At 71.7% G+C, this 14855-nt stretch carries 16 protein-coding genes; 3 read left to right on the forward strand and 13 right to left on the reverse strand.

The genetic code is table 11. The features are described 5' to 3' along the window. Positions 1 to 7 precede the first annotated feature (7 nt). The 6 genes from rbfA to rimP all read right to left on the reverse strand — a co-directional run bounded on the left by rbfA (position 8) and on the right by rimP (position 5885). Positions 8 to 481, reverse strand: coding sequence for a 30S ribosome-binding factor RbfA (gene rbfA, locus FXO23_RS40390; RefSeq protein ID WP_158892383.1), 474 nt, complete (start codon positions 479 to 481; stop codon positions 8 to 10). A 31-nt stretch (positions 482 to 512) separates the two neighbouring features. Next, positions 513 to 809, reverse strand: coding sequence for a DUF503 domain-containing protein (locus FXO23_RS40395; protein ID WP_158892407.1), 297 nt, complete (start codon positions 807 to 809; stop codon positions 513 to 515). 91 nt (positions 810 to 900) lie between these two features. After that, a complete protein-coding gene (gene infB / locus FXO23_RS40400) occupies positions 901 to 3834 on the reverse strand; it encodes a translation initiation factor IF-2 (protein WP_158892385.1) in 2934 nt (977 codons plus the stop codon). A 76-nt stretch (positions 3835 to 3910) separates the two neighbouring features. Further along, positions 3911 to 4312, reverse strand: coding sequence for a YlxR family protein (locus tag FXO23_RS52560; protein WP_343034566.1), 402 nt, complete (start codon positions 4310 to 4312; stop codon positions 3911 to 3913). After that, positions 4309 to 5346 (reverse strand): transcription termination factor NusA, encoded by a 1038-nt coding sequence (gene nusA, locus FXO23_RS40410; protein WP_158892387.1) that lies wholly within the window; start codon positions 5344 to 5346, stop codon positions 4309 to 4311. Before nusA ends, FXO23_RS52560 begins: the two co-directional genes overlap by 4 nt. Then, positions 5343 to 5885 carry a ribosome maturation factor RimP gene (gene rimP, locus FXO23_RS40415; RefSeq protein WP_158892389.1) on the reverse strand — a complete coding sequence of 181 codons (543 nt, stop codon included), beginning with the start codon at positions 5883 to 5885 and terminating at the stop codon, positions 5343 to 5345. Before rimP ends, nusA begins: the two co-directional genes overlap by 4 nt. Before the next feature lie 118 nt (positions 5886 to 6003). Here rimP and FXO23_RS40420 point away from each other — a divergent pair, with 118 nt between their 5' ends. Next, on the forward strand, positions 6004 to 6945 hold the full coding sequence (locus tag FXO23_RS40420; RefSeq protein ID WP_158892391.1) for a ferritin-like domain-containing protein: 942 nt from the start codon (positions 6004 to 6006) through the stop codon (positions 6943 to 6945). On the opposite strand, the gene FXO23_RS40425 is transcribed toward FXO23_RS40420, so the two are convergent. The 3 genes from FXO23_RS40425 to FXO23_RS40435 form a co-directional block, all read right to left on the reverse strand. Next, positions 6942 to 7436 (reverse strand): GNAT family N-acetyltransferase, encoded by a 495-nt coding sequence (locus FXO23_RS40425; RefSeq protein ID WP_158892393.1) that lies wholly within the window; start codon positions 7434 to 7436, stop codon positions 6942 to 6944. The two genes, FXO23_RS40420 and FXO23_RS40425, sit on opposite strands and share 4 nt — an antisense overlap. A gap of 56 nt (positions 7437 to 7492) precedes the next feature. Then, on the reverse strand, positions 7493 to 8089 hold the full coding sequence (locus tag FXO23_RS40430; RefSeq protein WP_158892395.1) for a hypothetical protein: 597 nt from the start codon (positions 8087 to 8089) through the stop codon (positions 7493 to 7495). A gap of 82 nt (positions 8090 to 8171) precedes the next feature. Further along, positions 8172 to 9194 carry an aminotransferase class V-fold PLP-dependent enzyme gene (locus tag FXO23_RS40435; RefSeq protein WP_158892397.1) on the reverse strand — a complete coding sequence of 341 codons (1023 nt, stop codon included), beginning with the start codon at positions 9192 to 9194 and terminating at the stop codon, positions 8172 to 8174. Between the two features lie 59 nt (positions 9195 to 9253). On the opposite strand from FXO23_RS40435, the gene FXO23_RS40440 reads away from it, so the two are divergent. Further along, positions 9254 to 9886, forward strand: a complete 633-nt coding sequence (locus FXO23_RS40440) for an antibiotic biosynthesis monooxygenase (protein WP_158892399.1) — start codon at positions 9254 to 9256, stop codon at positions 9884 to 9886. Here the strand turns inward: FXO23_RS40440 and FXO23_RS40445 are convergent. From FXO23_RS40445 to FXO23_RS40460, 4 genes are read right to left on the reverse strand one after another with little or no spacing between them, the layout of a single operon-like run. Next, a complete protein-coding gene (locus FXO23_RS40445; RefSeq protein WP_158892401.1) occupies positions 9859 to 10527 on the reverse strand; it encodes an HAD family hydrolase in 669 nt (222 codons plus the stop codon). The two genes, FXO23_RS40440 and FXO23_RS40445, sit on opposite strands and share 28 nt — an antisense overlap. Continuing rightward, positions 10524 to 11981 carry a PH domain-containing protein gene (locus FXO23_RS40450; RefSeq protein ID WP_158892409.1) on the reverse strand — a complete coding sequence of 486 codons (1458 nt, stop codon included), beginning with the start codon at positions 11979 to 11981 and terminating at the stop codon, positions 10524 to 10526. Before FXO23_RS40450 ends, FXO23_RS40445 begins: the two co-directional genes overlap by 4 nt. Before the next feature lie 59 nt (positions 11982 to 12040). Then, positions 12041 to 12541 (reverse strand): PH domain-containing protein, encoded by a 501-nt coding sequence (locus tag FXO23_RS40455; protein WP_246258313.1) that lies wholly within the window; start codon positions 12539 to 12541, stop codon positions 12041 to 12043. Between the two features lie 41 nt (positions 12542 to 12582). After that, positions 12583 to 14103, reverse strand: coding sequence for an ArnT family glycosyltransferase (locus FXO23_RS40460; RefSeq protein WP_246258314.1), 1521 nt, complete (start codon positions 14101 to 14103; stop codon positions 12583 to 12585). An 89-nt stretch (positions 14104 to 14192) separates the two neighbouring features. On the opposite strand from FXO23_RS40460, the gene FXO23_RS40465 reads away from it, so the two are divergent. Continuing rightward, positions 14193 to 14789 (forward strand): TetR/AcrR family transcriptional regulator, encoded by a 597-nt coding sequence (locus tag FXO23_RS40465; RefSeq protein WP_179957019.1) that lies wholly within the window; start codon positions 14193 to 14195, stop codon positions 14787 to 14789. Positions 14790 to 14855: the final 66 nt, after the last annotated feature.

A 14855-nucleotide genomic window follows, 5' to 3' on the forward strand; every position in this document is an offset into this window, starting at 1 on the left:
CGCCCGCTCAGGAACGCGAATCGGGCTCGGCGAACTCGTCGTCGGATTCCTCGCGCGGAGCGCGATACGGGTCGGGCTCCCCCGCGTGCCGCGCGCCGGTGGCCCGGCGGGCGACCTCCGCGTCCGCCTCTCGCGCCTTGGCCAGCAGTTCCTCGATGCGCTTCGCGTCCTCCGGGATGCTGTCGGCGACGAACGTGAGGGTCGGGGTGTAGCGCACCCCGGTGCCCTGACCGACCTTGGTGCGGAGCACCCCGCGCGCGGACTCCAGCGCGGCCGCGGCACCGGCGAAGTCCGGCTCGGCGTCCAGGCGCTCGCCCAGCACCGTGTAGTAAACGGTGGCGTCGTGCAGGTCCGCGGTGATCTTCGTGTCGGTGATGGTCACGTAGTTCAGACGCGGGTCCTTCACCTCGTGTTCCAGCGCGAAGGCCACGATCTGTGAGATCCGCTTGGCCAGCTTGCGCGCGCGAGCCGGATCGGCCACGCCGCACCCCTTTCTGCGTGCGATGTCTGTGTTATTCGTCGTCCGGACCGAGCAGGCGGCGATGTGCGGAGAGCAGTTCCAGCTCCGGACGGCTCGCGACGAACCGTTCGCAGCCGTCCAGCACATCGCGGACGTGCCCGCCGTCGGCGGCGACGACCGCCACCCCGATGAGCGCGCGCCGGTGCAGGTCCAGATGACCCGCTTCGGCCACCGAGACCTCGAACCGCCTGCGCACCTCGGCGAGCACCGGACGGACGGCGGATCGCTTCTGCTTCAGCGAACGTACGTCACCGAGCAGGACGTCCAGCTCGAGCGCGCCGACAAACATAGGCATCAGGGTGTTCGGTTGGAGGAAACAGGACGGGCATCCGAGACCGGGAGGGAACTCGGGGCGAGTCCCCTCCCGGCCGTGCCGGATCTCAGGCGCGCGGCTTCTCGCGCTGCTCGTAGGTCTCGATCACGTCACCGACCTTGATGTCGTTGTACGAACCGAGGGTCAGACCGCATTCGAAGCCCTCGCGGACCTCGACCGCGTCGTCCTTGAACCGCCGCAGCGAGCTGATCGGCAGGTTCTCCGCCACCACGTTCGAATCCCGCAGCAACCGCGCCTTCGCGTTGCGCCGGATCTCGCCCGCGGTGACCAGGCAACCGGCGATGGTGCCGAACTTCGAGGACTTGAAGACCTCGCGGACCTCCGCCTTGCCGAGCTCGACCTCTTCGTACTCCGGCTTGAGCATGCCCTTCAGGGCCTGCTCGATCTCATCGATCGCCTGGTAGATGACCGTGTAGTACCGGACGTCGACGCCCTCGCGGTTGGCCCGCTCGGTCGCCTTGCCCTGGGCCCGCACGTTGAAGCCGAGCACGATCGCGTCGGACGCGGTCGCCAGGTCGATGTCGCTCTCGGTGACCCCACCGACGCCGCGGTGCACCACGTTGAGCTGGACCTCGTCGCCGACCTCCAGCTGCATCAGGGACGCTTCGAGCGCCTCGACGGTACCCGAGTTGTCGCCCTTGATGATCAGGTTGAGGGTCGAGGTCTCCTTCAGCGCGGAGTCCAGGTCCTCGAGGCTGACGCGCTTGCGCTTGGCCGCGTTCTGCGCGTTGCGGATCCGGGCCTGGCGGCGCTCGGCGATCTGCCGGGCCACCCGGTCCTCGTCCACCACCAGGAACGTGTCGCCCGCACCCGGCACCGAGGTGAACCCGATGACCTGGACCGGACGCGAGGGCAGCGCCTCGGTCACGTCCTCGTTGTGCTCGTCGACCATCCGCCGCACGCGGCCGTACGCGTCACCGGCGACCACCGAGTCACCGATGCGCAGCGTGCCGCGCTGCACCAGCACCGTGGCGACCGGACCGCGACCGCGGTCCAGATGCGCCTCGATCGCGACGCCCTGGGCCTCCATGTCCGGGTTGGCCCGGAGGTCCAGCGTGGCGTCGGCGGTCAGCAGGATCGCCTCCAGCAGGCCGTCGATGTTGATGTTCTCCCGCGCGGAGATCTCCACGAACATCGTGTCGCCGCCGTACTCCTCGGCGACCAGCCCGTACTCGGTGAGCTGCTGGCGGATCTTGTCGGGGTTCGCCCCCTCCTTGTCGATCTTGTTGATCGCGACCACGATCGGCGCCTTGGCGGCCTGCGCGTGGTTGATCGCCTCGACCGTCTGCGGCATCACCCCGTCATCGGCGGCGACCACGATCACCGCGATGTCGGTGGAGTTCGCACCGCGGGCACGCATGGCGGTGAACGCCTCGTGACCCGGGGTGTCGATGAAGGTGATGAGCCGCGGGTTGCCCTCCAGCTCGGTCTCGATCTGGTAGGCGCCGATGTGCTGGGTGATGCCACCGGCTTCACCTTCGCGCACCTTCGTCTTCCGGATCGTGTCCAGCAGGCGGGTCTTACCGTGGTCGACATGACCCATGATGGTCACGACCGGCGGCCGGACCTGCAGATCCTCCTCGTCACCGGCGTCCTCGCCGTAGGTGATGTCGAAGGTCTCCAGCAGCTCGCGGTCCTCCTCCTCGGGGCTGACCACCTGGACGTTGTAGTTCATCTCCGAGCCGAGCAGCTCGAGGATCTCGTCCGACACCGACTGCGTGGCGGTGACCATCTCACCGAGGTGGAACAGCACCTGCACCAGCGAAGCCGGGTTCGCGTCGATCTTCTCCGCGAAGTCGGTCAGCGAGGCGCCGCGCGGCAGCCGGATCGTCTCGCCGCTGCCCTTGGGCAGGCGGACGCCGCCGACGCTGGGCGCCTGCATGTTGTCCATGTACTCCTGGCGCTTCTGCCGCTTCGACTTGCGGCCCTTGCGCGAGGGGCCACCCGGACGCCCGAAGGCGCCCGCGGTACCACCGCGACCGGCGCCACCACGGGGACCACCGCCCCCGCGGAAACCGCCACCACCGGCGGGAGCGCCACCGGGGCCACCGCGGAAACCGCCGCCGCCACCACCGGGGCCACCGCCACCGGGACCGCCGCGGAAACCGCCGCCGCCACCGGGACGACCGCCGCCACCGGGGCCGCCGCGGGCACCGCCACCGGGGCCACCGCGACCGCCGCCCGGACCACCGCGGCCACCACCGCCAGGACCGGGCCGGGACGCCGGCCGGCCCGGCATCATGCCCGGGTTCGGACGCGGCGGCATGTTGCCCGGGTTCGGGCGCGGAGCGCCGCCGGAACCGCCGGGACGGGGTGCCGGACGGTCACCGCTCGGCCGGTCGCCACCGCCACCCTGACGCGGCGGGCGATCGCCACCGGGCTGGCTCGGCCCGGGACGTGCCGGGGGCCGCGGGGTGGGAGCGCCGGAACCGACGCCGAACGGGTTGTTGCCGACCCGCGGGGTGCGCGGGCCCGGCTTCGGGCCGCCGGGCTTGGGGCCCTGCGGCTTGGGCGGCACGACCGAACCGGACTGCGCCGCGGCCGGGGCCTGGGTGTCCGGGCTCGGCGCGGGCTTCGGCGCGCCGGGCTTGGGACCCTGCGGGGCCTGCGGCTTCTGCGCCGGAGCCTCCTGCGCGGGCGGCTTCGGGCCCGGCTTGGGACCGGGCTTCGGGCCGGGGACCGCGGACGGCCGGGCCTGGGGTGCGGACGGTTTGTCGGCGGGCGCCGGGGCCTTCGCCGCGGGCGCCACGCCGTTGCCCGGCGGGGCCGGGGCGGGGGCCGACGGCTTCTTGGGGCCCGGCTTACCGGGCTTGGCGGTCTTGCCGCCCAGCGCGTCGCGCAACCGCCGGGCAACGGGTGCCTCGACGGTCGAAGACGCGGATTTCACGAACTCGCCCTGCTCTTTCAGCTTGGCGAGAACTTCCTTACTCGTAACACCGAGCTCTTTCGCGAGCTCGTGCACACGGGCCTTGCCTGCCACTGCTCTCCTCAACTGGGGAGGTCGGCGGCTGGACCCGCAGACCTCGTCCTATCGTCGCGCGTTCATGGCTTCAGCTTCACGGCTGACTCATGACGGGTCGACCTGCTTCCTTCATTCCGACACCGGACGGGGATGGCTCCTCGCCCGTACTCTTCACGGCTCGCCGCTCCACGTAGTGGCGCACGGCCCGGGCGTCGAGCACCCCAGAAACCCGCAACGCCCTGGGGAACGCTCGCCGCCGCTCGGCCTTGGTCAGGCACTCCGGCCCGGGGTGCAGCCATGCCCCCCGCCCCGGAAGCCGCCGACGTTCGTCGACGACCAGGTGCCCGTCCACCGCGACCACTCGCAGCAACTCGCCGATCGAAGCCCGCTTCCGGCATCCCACACACGTCCGGACCGGTTCATTCCGGCCCCGATCTTGTGCGGCACCCGGCTGCGGGCTCCGAACCACGGTCAAGTCTAGCTCGTGGCCCCTCACTCAGCCGAACCGGTTGTTGCCGCGCGCCGGGTTTGTTCCGGCGAGGCTGGTTCGGCGTCCGGGACCGCGTCGCTGCGGATGTCGATCCGCCACCCGGTCAGCCGGGCGGCGAGCCGTGCGTTCTGACCTTCCTTGCCGATGGCGAGGGACAACTGGAAGTCCGGCACCACGACCCGGGCGGTCTTCGCGCGTTCGTCGACGACGCGTACCGATACAACCTTCGCGGGCGACAGCGCATTCCCGACGAAGCGAGCCGGATCTTCCGAGTAGTCGATGATGTCGATCTTCTCCCCGGCGAGTTCGCTCATCACGTTGCGCACCCGCGCGCCGACCGGGCCGATGCACGCGCCCTTGGCGTTCACGCCCGGCACCGTGGAGCGCACCGCGATCTTGGACCGGTGCCCGGCCTCGCGGGCGACCGCGGCGATCTCGACCGTGCCGTCGGCGATCTCCGGGACCTCCAGGGCGAACAGCTTGCGCACCAGGTTGGGGTGCGTGCGCGACAGCGTGATCTGCGGGCCGCGGGCACCGCGGGACACCCCGACCACGAAGGCCTTGATCCGGCTGCCGTGCTGGTAGGACTCGCCCGGCACCTGCTCGGCCGCGGGCAGCACGCCCTCGGTGTCGCCGACCTGGATCACGACCATGCCGCGCGCGTTGGCCCGGGCGTCGCGCTGGATCACGCCGGCGACGATCTCGCCCTCCTTGGCGGAGAACTCGCCGAAGGTCTTCTCGTGCTCGGCGTCGCGCAGCCGCTGCAGGATGACCTGGCGCGCGGTGGTCGCCGCGATCCGGCCGAAACCCTCCGGCGTGTCGTCCCATTCCTCGGCGATCTCACCGTTCTCGTCGAGCGTGTGCGCGAGCACGCGCACGAAACCGCTCTTGCGATCGATGTCGATCTTGGCGTGCGGCTGGTGCCCCTCGGTGTGCTTGTAGGCGGTGAGCAGCGCGGTCTCGATGGCCTCGAGCACGGTTTCGAAGGGGATGTCCTTGTCCCGTTCGATCGCGCGCAGCGCCGCGATGTCGACGTTCACTCCGACTCCTCCTTCGACTCCGTCTCGGCGTTGTTGATCATGCCGCAGGCGTCGTCTTCCAGCAGCTTCAGGTCCGCGGTCGGCGGCTGTTTGAACTCGATCTCGAGCACGGCCTTGGCGACCGTGCGGTAGTCGACGTCCCGGATCGCCGAATCCACGAGCATCCGGACCGAGTCCTCCCCGGCGTGCCCGACCCGGCCGACGAACTCCGCGCCCTCGTGCGGGCTGACCCGCGCCAGGCGGTACTTCGCGCGGCGCCAGTGTCTCGGCTTGGTGAGCGGGCGATCCACGCCCGGCGAAGTGACCTCGAGCGTGTACGCGCCCGCGATCAAGTGCTCATGCGCGTCGAGCACGGCGGATACGGCACGGCTGATTTCCGCGACCTCGTCGAGTCCGACTCCGTCGTCGCCATCCACGACGACCTTGACCAGCTTGCGGCGACCCGCTTGCTGGACGTCGAGCGCGTCCAGGTCGAAACCCGCGCCTCTGACGGCCTCGGCCACGATCGGCTCGAGCCGGCCAGCGAGTTCTCCTGCCACCTTGGCGCTCTCCTGTTCAATCCACTTGGTTCAACATCAGGCTCAGTGAAGGTCCAGCTTATCTCGTACCCGCCGGGCACCGCCGCCTGCGACGGCTCGCCTGGCAGGATGGGTCCACGTGACCGCACGATCCACTGACCGTCCGGCGCCGCGGACCCGGCGCGAGGTGCTGCGCGCGGGCGCGCTGGCCGCCCTCGCCGTTCCCCTCGCCGCCGCCTGTAGCAGCGGTTATGCCGATGGTCCCGATCCGCTGGCCCCGCTCGCCGAGCAGGCGAAGGCGGACGCGGCGGCGGCGAACGCGGTCGCCGGGTCCGGGCTCGCCCAGCAGGTGGCCGCCGCGCGCAGCGCGCACGCCCAAGCCCTTCAGTCCGAAGTGGACCGCCAGAACCAGCCGAAGGGACCGGCCCCGGCCACGCCGCAGGCGCCCCCCGGAATGGACGGGCTCAAGCAGCGGCTGGCCCAGGCGCGCAAGCAGGCCGAGGAGCTGGTGGCCGGGCTGCCCCGGTACCGCGCGGGCCTGGTGGCCGCGGTGGCCGCCGGATGCGCCGCGCTCCAGCGGCTGTCCGATCAGCTCGGCCCGGGCGAGGCCCCGGCGCCGGTCGATCCCGCGGCGGCGGGGAAGCCGGGCGCGGAGTCGGTGCCCGCGCTGCAGCAGGCGCTGGACGCCGAGCACGCGGCGGTGTGGGTCTACGGACTGGTCAGCGCGTACCTCCCGGGCGACTTCGCGTCCTCGGCGAACGAGGGCGCGGCCGAACACCGGAACCGCCGGGACGCGTGCGAACGCATGCTGAACGCCGCCGGGGTCGCCCCGCAGGCGGCCGAACCCGCGTACGTGCCGCCCAAACCGGTGACCGACGCGGCGTCGGCGAAGAGCGTGGTCGCCACGGCGGAAGCGGACTGCGCGGCGTCCTGGCGCGGCGTGCTGGAGAACACCGACGACGCCCAGCTGCGCGGTGTGGCGCTGCGAGCCCTGGTCGCGTCGGCCCGGCGCGGCACCCGCTGGCGCATCGCCGCCGGGGAACAACCGTCCGCCATCGCGCTGCCCGGCTCCCCCGCCTAGCGGGCCCGGGCACGCCACACCACCCCGAGTGCGGGGTCTTCGGTAGGACTTGGTTCGAGCCGCTCCACGGTGAAGCCCTCGCGCTCGTAGAACGCGCCCGCGCGCTCGTTGGCCGCGAAATGTTCGACATACAGCCGATCAGCGTTGGCGGGCAGCTGCCTGATGAGGGCATCGAGCAACTGAGCGCCCAGCCCGCGGCCGCGATGCCGGGGGTGGAGGTAGAGCTTGTAGACCACGTGGTCGGCTCCTCTGCGGCCGCGCTGCCCGACGCCGACAAGCTGCCCGTCGGCCTCGGCGACGACCACCAGCCCCTCGGCCACGGCCGTGCCGACGTGCGTCTCGTTCCACCACGTGCGGACCTGCTCGTCCGCGGCCTCCGCGCCGATCAGCGGCGCGTAGTGGGGTCGAATGTGCGCCTCGCCGAACCGGCAGATGGCCGCGACATCGCCGTGCTCGGCATCCCGCACGACCGGTTCGACTCTCGACGCCATCGCACGCTCCCTCAGCGAACCACGCCCGATCTCGCCCTGACCAGACAACCGACGGGTCAGCGGAGGCGTTCGTCGAGGTGCAGGGCTTCGGTGCTGATCCGTTGGAGCAGGGCCTTGTTCTGGTGCTTGTCGAAGAACTCGGCCAGCACGATGGTGACATCCGCGCCGGTGACCTGGGAGTTGTACTGCCCGGTGGCGAGCTTCGGCGCCCCGGCGATCTTGGCGGTGCCGTCCTTGACCAGGTCGTTGACGTTCCCGGTGTTGTCGGCCTCGGTGAGCGCCTTGAGCTCCTGCGCTTGTTCCGGCGCCGGCATGGTCACCAGCGCGACCGACACCAGGGCTCGCGCGCCGTCCGTCGCCACGCTGTAGAGCGCCCGGGACACCCGCTTGCACGGGTGCTCGGCGAACCACTTCTTCGTGGTGCCGTAGGCGTTCGCCGCGCAGTCGGTGGCCACGACCGGGCCTTCGGCGGTGGTGAACTGGAGTTGCTGCGCCCGCGGGTCCGGACCGGCCCCGCCGTCGGCGGCGTCGTCGTGCCGGATCAGCCACCAGACGAGCCCGGAGACCACCGCGACCACCACCAGCCCGGCCGCCTTGAGGACGACCGGTTTCCCCCGCCGCGGTGGGGGCGGACCGGCGGGGACCCGCTGCATCGGCGCCGTGTCACCGATGCGAGGAGAAGTAAATTGCGCACCAACCACGCCCGCATACGGTAGAGCACGGGCGCGGCCGGGTTCACCCGAACGCGGTCAAAACCCGTTCGACATCACTGAGCGTGTTGTAGAGGTGGAAGCCGACCCGTGCCTTCCCGGCACGCGCCCCGGCGACGATCCCGGCCGCCTCCAGCCGGGCCGGATCGGCGTCGAGGGCCACGATCGCGCTGCCCCGCGGCGGCAGTCCGAGCCTGGTCAGCAGCGTGTCGGCGAGGTTGACGCAGTGCGCCGCGACCGCGTCGGGATCCAGCCCCGCGAGATAGGGCAACGCGACCGACGCGCCGAGGTGGGCGAGCCAGGCCGGTGACAGATCGAAGCCGCGCGCGTCATCGGCGAGCCGCAGCGGCAACCCGTAAATGCTCTGCCACCGCTCCCCGCCCGCGTACCAGTTCGCGGCGACCGGCACGGTGCGCTCGGCGGCCCGCGGATGGATCGCGAGCCACGCCGCCCCGCGCGGCGCGAGCAGCCACTTGTACCCGGCGGCGACCACCCAGTCCGCCCAGTCCAGCCGGACCGGCAGCCAGCCGGCGGCCTGCGTCGCGTCCAGCAGCACCGGCACCCCCGCCGCCTCGGCCGCCGCGCGCAGGGCGTCCAGATCCACCCGGGCCCCGTCGGCGGACTGGACCACGCTGACCGCCACCAGATCGTGCTCCGCCACCCGGGACGGCAGCGCGGGCAGATCCACCTCGGTGACCGTGATCCCGCGATGCGCCTGCGCCGCGAACGGAAACGACACGCTGGTGAACTCGCGCCGGGCGACGAGCACCCGGGCGCCGTCGGGCAGGCCGGACGCGACCAGGGCGACCAGCTGCGACGCCGTGGCGCCGATCGCGACCCGGTCGCCGGGAACCCCGATCAGGCGGCCGAACGCCGCACGCGAGGTTTCCACCACCTCGTCGAAGTCGCCCGGGCGATCGGCGCCGGTGCGCCACCGGCCGACCGCCTCGGCCACCGCGTCCGCGATCTCGGTCGACGGGATGCCGATGCTGGGGGTGTTGAGGTATCCGTCCGGTACGTCGAAATCGGCTCCGAAAGCAGTCCGCATGATCACGAGGCTAGCCAAACCTTGACCTCAACAATGGTTCAGTTTCTACCGTTCGCAGCATGCGAGAACAGCCGAAGATGATCCGGGACATCCCGCCCGACCTCACCCGCTCCGACGTGGGCACGATCCTGGTCAGCCCCTGGCTCGTGGGCACGCCCGAACGCCAGCGGGCCGCGGTCGACTCGACCATCGCCGAATGGTCGGACCTGCGCTGGCCGGACGCCTTCCTTTCGCTCAACTGCTTCCTGAACGCCGCCGGCGACACCGTGCTCAACTACGCGCAGTGGACCAGCGACGAAGCCCATCGCGAGTTCATGCGCACCCAGCGCCCGGCGCTGGTCCGCGAGATCGACGCCGCGGTCGCCGACATCGAACGTCCCGGGGTCGTCCGGTACCGGCTCTACCGCAGCAAGATCGCGGCGGACCCCGCCCCGTCCGGAAGCGTGGTCGTGGTCACCGCCGACTTCGACGGCCCGGAACGCGCGCGGCCGTGGGCGGACACCGCGCTCCGCGCGCTGGAAGAGGATCCCGTCTCCGCGCACTTCCACGTCAGCCTGGACGGCACCCGGGTCCTCGTCTACGCGGAAGGGGCGGACGACTCCGCCTGGCAGCGCGTCCAGGACATCCCCGGGCCCGACCGGTTCGACAGCCAGCGGTACCGGCTCTACCGCAGCCTTTCCCGGCCGCGCTGATCCGCCAGGATCGGCACGAGTTCGGTCAGCGAACCGACCACCCAGTCCGCGGTCCGGGACACCGCCGGATCGTTCGCGAGCAACCAGCCGTGCGGACCGTGCCGGATCAGCGCGGTCCGCAGGCCCCGCGCCCGCGCGGGCGTCACGTCGTTGCCGGGATTGTCGCCCACGTAAAGGATTTCGCCGGGATCGGCACCCGGCGCCAGTTCGACGACCCGATCGAAGAACGCGGCATCGGGTTTGGCGGCGCCCCACTCCTCCGAGGTGGCGATCGCGTCGACCGGCAGGTCCAGTTCCCGCAGCAGTTCGCCGGTGCGCGCGGTCTGGTTCCCCGCGACGCCGACCCACAAACCGAGCGCGCGCAACGCGGCCAGCGCCGGGCGGGTGTCCGGGTAGAGATCGGCCTCCTCGATCACCTCGCCCCGGCCCACCAGGTCCCGGCGCCGCCGCTCGGCGGCGAGGTCGAAGCCCGGCCGGAACAACTGGAACGCCTCCAGGTTGTCCCGGCCGAGCGCGGTGACCGCGCCGATCACCGCGGAGAACGTGTGCCGCGGCACGCCGATCCAGTCGGCCCAGTTGGCGCATTCCCGCGAATCGTCGAGCAGGGTCTCGCCGATGTCGAAGACGACCGCGGAGATCATGCCCGTTCCAGGAACGGCCCCAGCAGATCCGGCACGGCCTCCTCGGCGAACGCGAGGCCCTCGTCCTCCCCTGCGTCGAACACCGAGTACGCCCCGGAACCCGCGGCGGTGGTCGCGGTCAGCGTGAGCAACCCCTTGCGCCGCTGGAAGATCGACTGCTTGACGGTCCAGCCGATCACCCCGGCGCGTTCCAGCGCCACCGTGCTGCGCCGGACCGCGCCGTGCCGGGACACCAGGTAGCGCCCGGTGATGCCATGCCCGAGGTTCCGGTAGGCGTCCAGCGCGAGCAGCACCGCGACCGGGAGTCCGACGACCGCGCTGATCCACGCGATGTGCAGCAGGACCTCGGTCAGCAGCGCGCCGAGCAGGGCCAGCACCGCGACGAGCACGAGCACCGAGCCGAGCCACCAGCGCAGCCGCCGCCCCCGGGCCGCGCGCGGGTGCCCGGTGAGCCGCGCGGCGACGGTCGGCGAGACCTCCTCGCGCAGCACGTCCGCGGCCACCCGGTTCGCCACGTCCAGCGGCGCCGGGGGAAGCAGCGTGTGGTAGTCGGTCTTCTCGTCCTCCTTGCGCTGCCGGATCCCGGTGGCCACCGCGTCGACCCGGGCCGCGCCGACGAGCCGGTTGCCGATCGGCTCGATCACGTCGACCCCGCGCAACCGGCGCTCCTCCACCGAAATCGACCGCGTGGTGAGCAGCCCGCGGTGGACCCGCAGGGTGCCACCGGGTTCGCGCTCCAGCTTGAAGTTCCACCACATCTCGACGAACAGGCCGAGCGAGCCGATCACGCCGATGATCCAGGCGACCACGGCGAGGATCACGATCGCCGCCACCAGCGGGATGTCGCCGAGGAACTCGATCGCCCAGTGGATCACGCCGTTCTGCGCGCCGAACCAGTCGGCGACGCGCAGCACCAGGCCGAACGCGGCGAGCCCGAGCGCGGGCGCGACGAAGGACACCGGCGCGTACCGGATCCAGCTCCAGTCCAGCTTCGCGATCACACCCTCGGGACTGCGCTCATCGGCCGACGTGACCTCGGCGCGCCGCAGCAGTTCCCGGCGCAGGCGTTCGGCGTCCGGCCGGGCGAGCGGATCCAGTTTCAGGCGCGAGTTCTCGCTGCCCTCGTGCTGCCCGGTGCCGACGGAAAGCGCGGCGAGCCCGAACAGCCGGTGCAGCGGGTTCGCGGTGAGGTCGACGCTGCGGATCCGTTCCCGCGGCAGGGAACGCCGGGATTTCAGGACGAACTGGAAGTGCCATTCGAGCCGCTGCTCGGTGACGCGGTACCGGGTCGCGCGCCAGCGGACCAGATCGGCCAGCGCACCGCCGCCGATGAGCAGCGCGGCACACGGCAGCACCCAGGCCAGCGCGAACCCGAGCCCGTGCCCGCCGGCGATGCCGATCGTGGTCGGCACCCCGGCCCCGCAGGCGACCCCGGCCATGGTCACCGCGGTCATCCGGACCGTGCGGCGATCCAGCTGTTCCCACGGCGTCGCGTCCGTGCCCTCCGCCGTGCTCACGTCGCGTCCCCGGGGGTGGCCTGGGTGGTCTCGGTGAGCTGTTCGGCCAGCTGGGCGGCCAGTTCGTGGTCGAGGCCCTCGATCTTCACCGCACCCCGCGCGGACGCGGTGGTGACCGTGACGGTGGCGAGCTTGAACCACTGCTGCAACGGCCCGCGGAGGGTGTCCACGGTCTGGATGCGCGACATCGGCGCGACCCGCCACTCCTGCCAGAAGAAGCCGGTGCGCGTGTAGACCGCGGTCTCGGTGCATTCCCAGCGGTGCACCCGGTAGAGCCAGAGCGGGATCAGGAGCACGCAGAGCGCCCCGATCACCGCGAGCACGGCGCCCGGCAGCAGCATCCAGAACCGGGCCGGCGGGATGAGTATCCCGAGAATCGCCAGCGTCACGACCAAGGGCGCGAACAGCAGCAGGATCTGCACCCGCCACCAGCCGATCGCCCGGCGGTTCAATTGGTTTCGCGGCGGCCGCAGCCGCACTTTCTCTTGCCCCGACACGCTATCCCCTCTGTTTCACTGTGGAGTCCACAATGGACTATTCAGGCGCGGTGCATCCGGTCCCACAACCGGGGCCACGGTTCGCGTGGCCCCTCGCACAACCACACCACGACCCCTTGGTTCACGTTCACCTCGTTCGCGTCCAGCCGGGTCACCCCGGCCTGGCGGACGCCGGTGAAGAACGTGCGCAGCACCTCCGACTGACCGCCGACGTAGAGCACGGTAGTGACGTCGTCGGCCGGACGGCCGGAGTACCAGTAGCCGCGCTCGGGGCCGTAGGCCGCGGGGAGCCCCCGTTCCGGGCCGTAGACGTCGAGCGCGCTGGCCTGCCAGTAGGAGTCCCCCATGACCACGGCGTGTTCGCGGGCCTCCGGCGGCAGTTCGCGGTAGGCCGTCGCCACGGTGTCGGCCACCTGCGGCCAGCCGAGGCTGCCGCTGGCGACGAAGTCCGTGGTGGTCACCCAGGACAGCGGCCGCACCGGCAGGGCGAGCGCGACCGCCAGCAGGGCGGACACCGCGTACACCGGCCAGGTGGGCACCCAGCGCCACCAGCGGGCGGCGCCGTGCCGCTCGATCCGGACCGCCGACGCGGCGAACAGCAGCGCGTACAGGCCGGAGACGTAGTAGTACCGGCCGACGGTGATGACGAAGATCGCGGTGACGAGCACGACGGCCACGCCGAGGAAGCGGAAGTCGCGGAACTCGGGGGCGCGCAGCAGGTGCCAGAGTCCGTGGCAGACCAGGAAGGCGCCGACCAGCACCCCGGCGAAGACGATCGCGAGCGGGACGAACAGCCACGGCCCGCCCATGAACCGGTTGACCTGTTCGGCCACGATCGCCTGCATGTCGAAGTACGGCCAGTCGTTGCGCGCCTGCCAGAGCACGGTGGGCAGGGTGGCGAGCACGGTGATCACGGCGCCTGCCCACAGCGCGGGGCGGCGCAGCAGCTCGCGCGGGCCGAGGACGAGCGCGGCGACGCCGAGGGCGAGCCAGAAGAAGACGATGAGGAACTTGCCCTGCATGGCGAGCGCGGTGGTCAGCCCGGCGAGGAGCAGCAGCCGGTCCGCGCGGGTGCGCACCCAGCGCACGAGCAGCCAGGTGGTCAGGCCCCAGAGGAAGGGGTCGATCGTGTAGGTCGCCAGGAGGTGGCCGGAGGCGAGCAGCTGGAAGGAGATCGCGTAGGCGCCCGCGGCGAGCGTCTGGGCGCGGCGGCCGCCGCCGAATTCGCGGGCGATCAGCGCGGCGAGCACGACACCGAGCGCGGTCAGCAGGGTCGCCGGGAGCCGCAGGCCCATCACCGAACCGGGGAAGATCGCGTCCATCAGCCGGGCGAGCGCGGGGACCAGCCACGGATTGTCCGCGTACCCCCAGGCGAAGTGGTACTTGCCGGAGGCGAGAAAGTAGAGCTCGTCGCCGAAGTAGCCGAAGCGGCCGCTGAGCGCGAACAGCAGGACGGCGACCGCGCCCGCGATCAGGAAGACGGGCAGCCGGGCCAGCGGCGGGATGCCGGAGTCCGCGTGCTCGGGCGCGGCCGTTGCCTCGCGACTCGCCGAAGCCTCCACCGCGTCTCCTCACTCGTTTACAATGCGATCGCATCGTAAACGAGTGCCCGAAAGCCTGGCAATCCGGGCGGCGGGCGGTAGGGGTGGGCGTGCCGAAGCGGGTCGATCACGAGGCGCGGCGACAGCAGATCGCCGACGCCCTGCTCCGGCTCACCGCGAGCCGCGGCCTGGAAGCGGTGAGCCTGCGCCACGTCGCCCGGGAAGCGGGCCTGTCCATGGGCGCGGTGCAGCACTACTTCAAGACCAAGGACGAGATGCTCGTGTTCGCGCTGCAGCACCAGGCCGAGCAGCGCGACCGCCGGATCACCGCCCGGGTCACCGGCGCGGACCTGTCGCCGAAGTCCGTGCTGCGGATCTGCGTCCTGGAGATGCTGCCCACCGACGAGCAGAGCAGGCTGGAATGGCTGGTCGGGGTCGCCTACTTCATCCGCACGGTCGCCGAACCGTCCCTGGCCGCCTACACCGACGGCATCCCGAAGGCGCTCGAGTTCTTCGCCGGCCAGCTCCGCCGGGCCCAGGACGAGGGCGACGTCGCCGCCGACGCCGATCCGGACTCCGAGGCCGCCGTCCTCTGGGCCCTCGCCGACTCCCTCGGCGTCACCATCACCCTCGGCCACCAGACCCCCGCCGAAGCGGTGTCCATAGTGGACTACCACCTCGACCGCCTCTTCTCCGGCGGGTCGTGAGTGTTCCGGCCGGTTCTAACCGGTCTGGTGTTTTAACGTGGGGGGTTGGTGGTTTTGACATGGGGG

The organism is Amycolatopsis anabasis, from assembly GCF_009765355.1.
GTDB lineage: Bacteria > Actinomycetota > Actinomycetes > Mycobacteriales > Pseudonocardiaceae > Amycolatopsis > Amycolatopsis anabasis.

Bases quoted from the DNA above. Each gene is read 5' to 3' on its own strand.
- FXO23_RS40425 (WP_158892393.1), bottom strand. From the start codon at position 7,436: ATGGCGTCGAGAGTCGAACCGGTCGTGCGGGATGCCGAGCACGGCGAT.
- FXO23_RS40450 (WP_158892409.1), bottom strand. From the start codon at position 11,981: ATGACCGCGGTGACCATGGCCGGGGTCGCCTGCGGGGCCGGGGTGCCG.
- FXO23_RS40445 (WP_158892401.1), bottom strand. From the start codon at position 10,527: ATGATCTCCGCGGTCGTCTTCGACATCGGCGAGACCCTGCTCGACGAT.
- FXO23_RS40395 (WP_158892407.1), bottom strand. From the start codon at position 809: ATGTTTGTCGGCGCGCTCGAGCTGGACGTCCTGCTCGGTGACGTACGT.
- FXO23_RS40440 (WP_158892399.1), top strand. From the start codon at position 9,254: ATGCGAGAACAGCCGAAGATGATCCGGGACATCCCGCCCGACCTCACC.
- FXO23_RS40435 (WP_158892397.1), bottom strand. From the start codon at position 9,194: ATGCGGACTGCTTTCGGAGCCGATTTCGACGTACCGGACGGATACCTC.
- FXO23_RS40430 (WP_158892395.1), bottom strand. From the start codon at position 8,089: ATGCAGCGGGTCCCCGCCGGTCCGCCCCCACCGCGGCGGGGGAAACCG.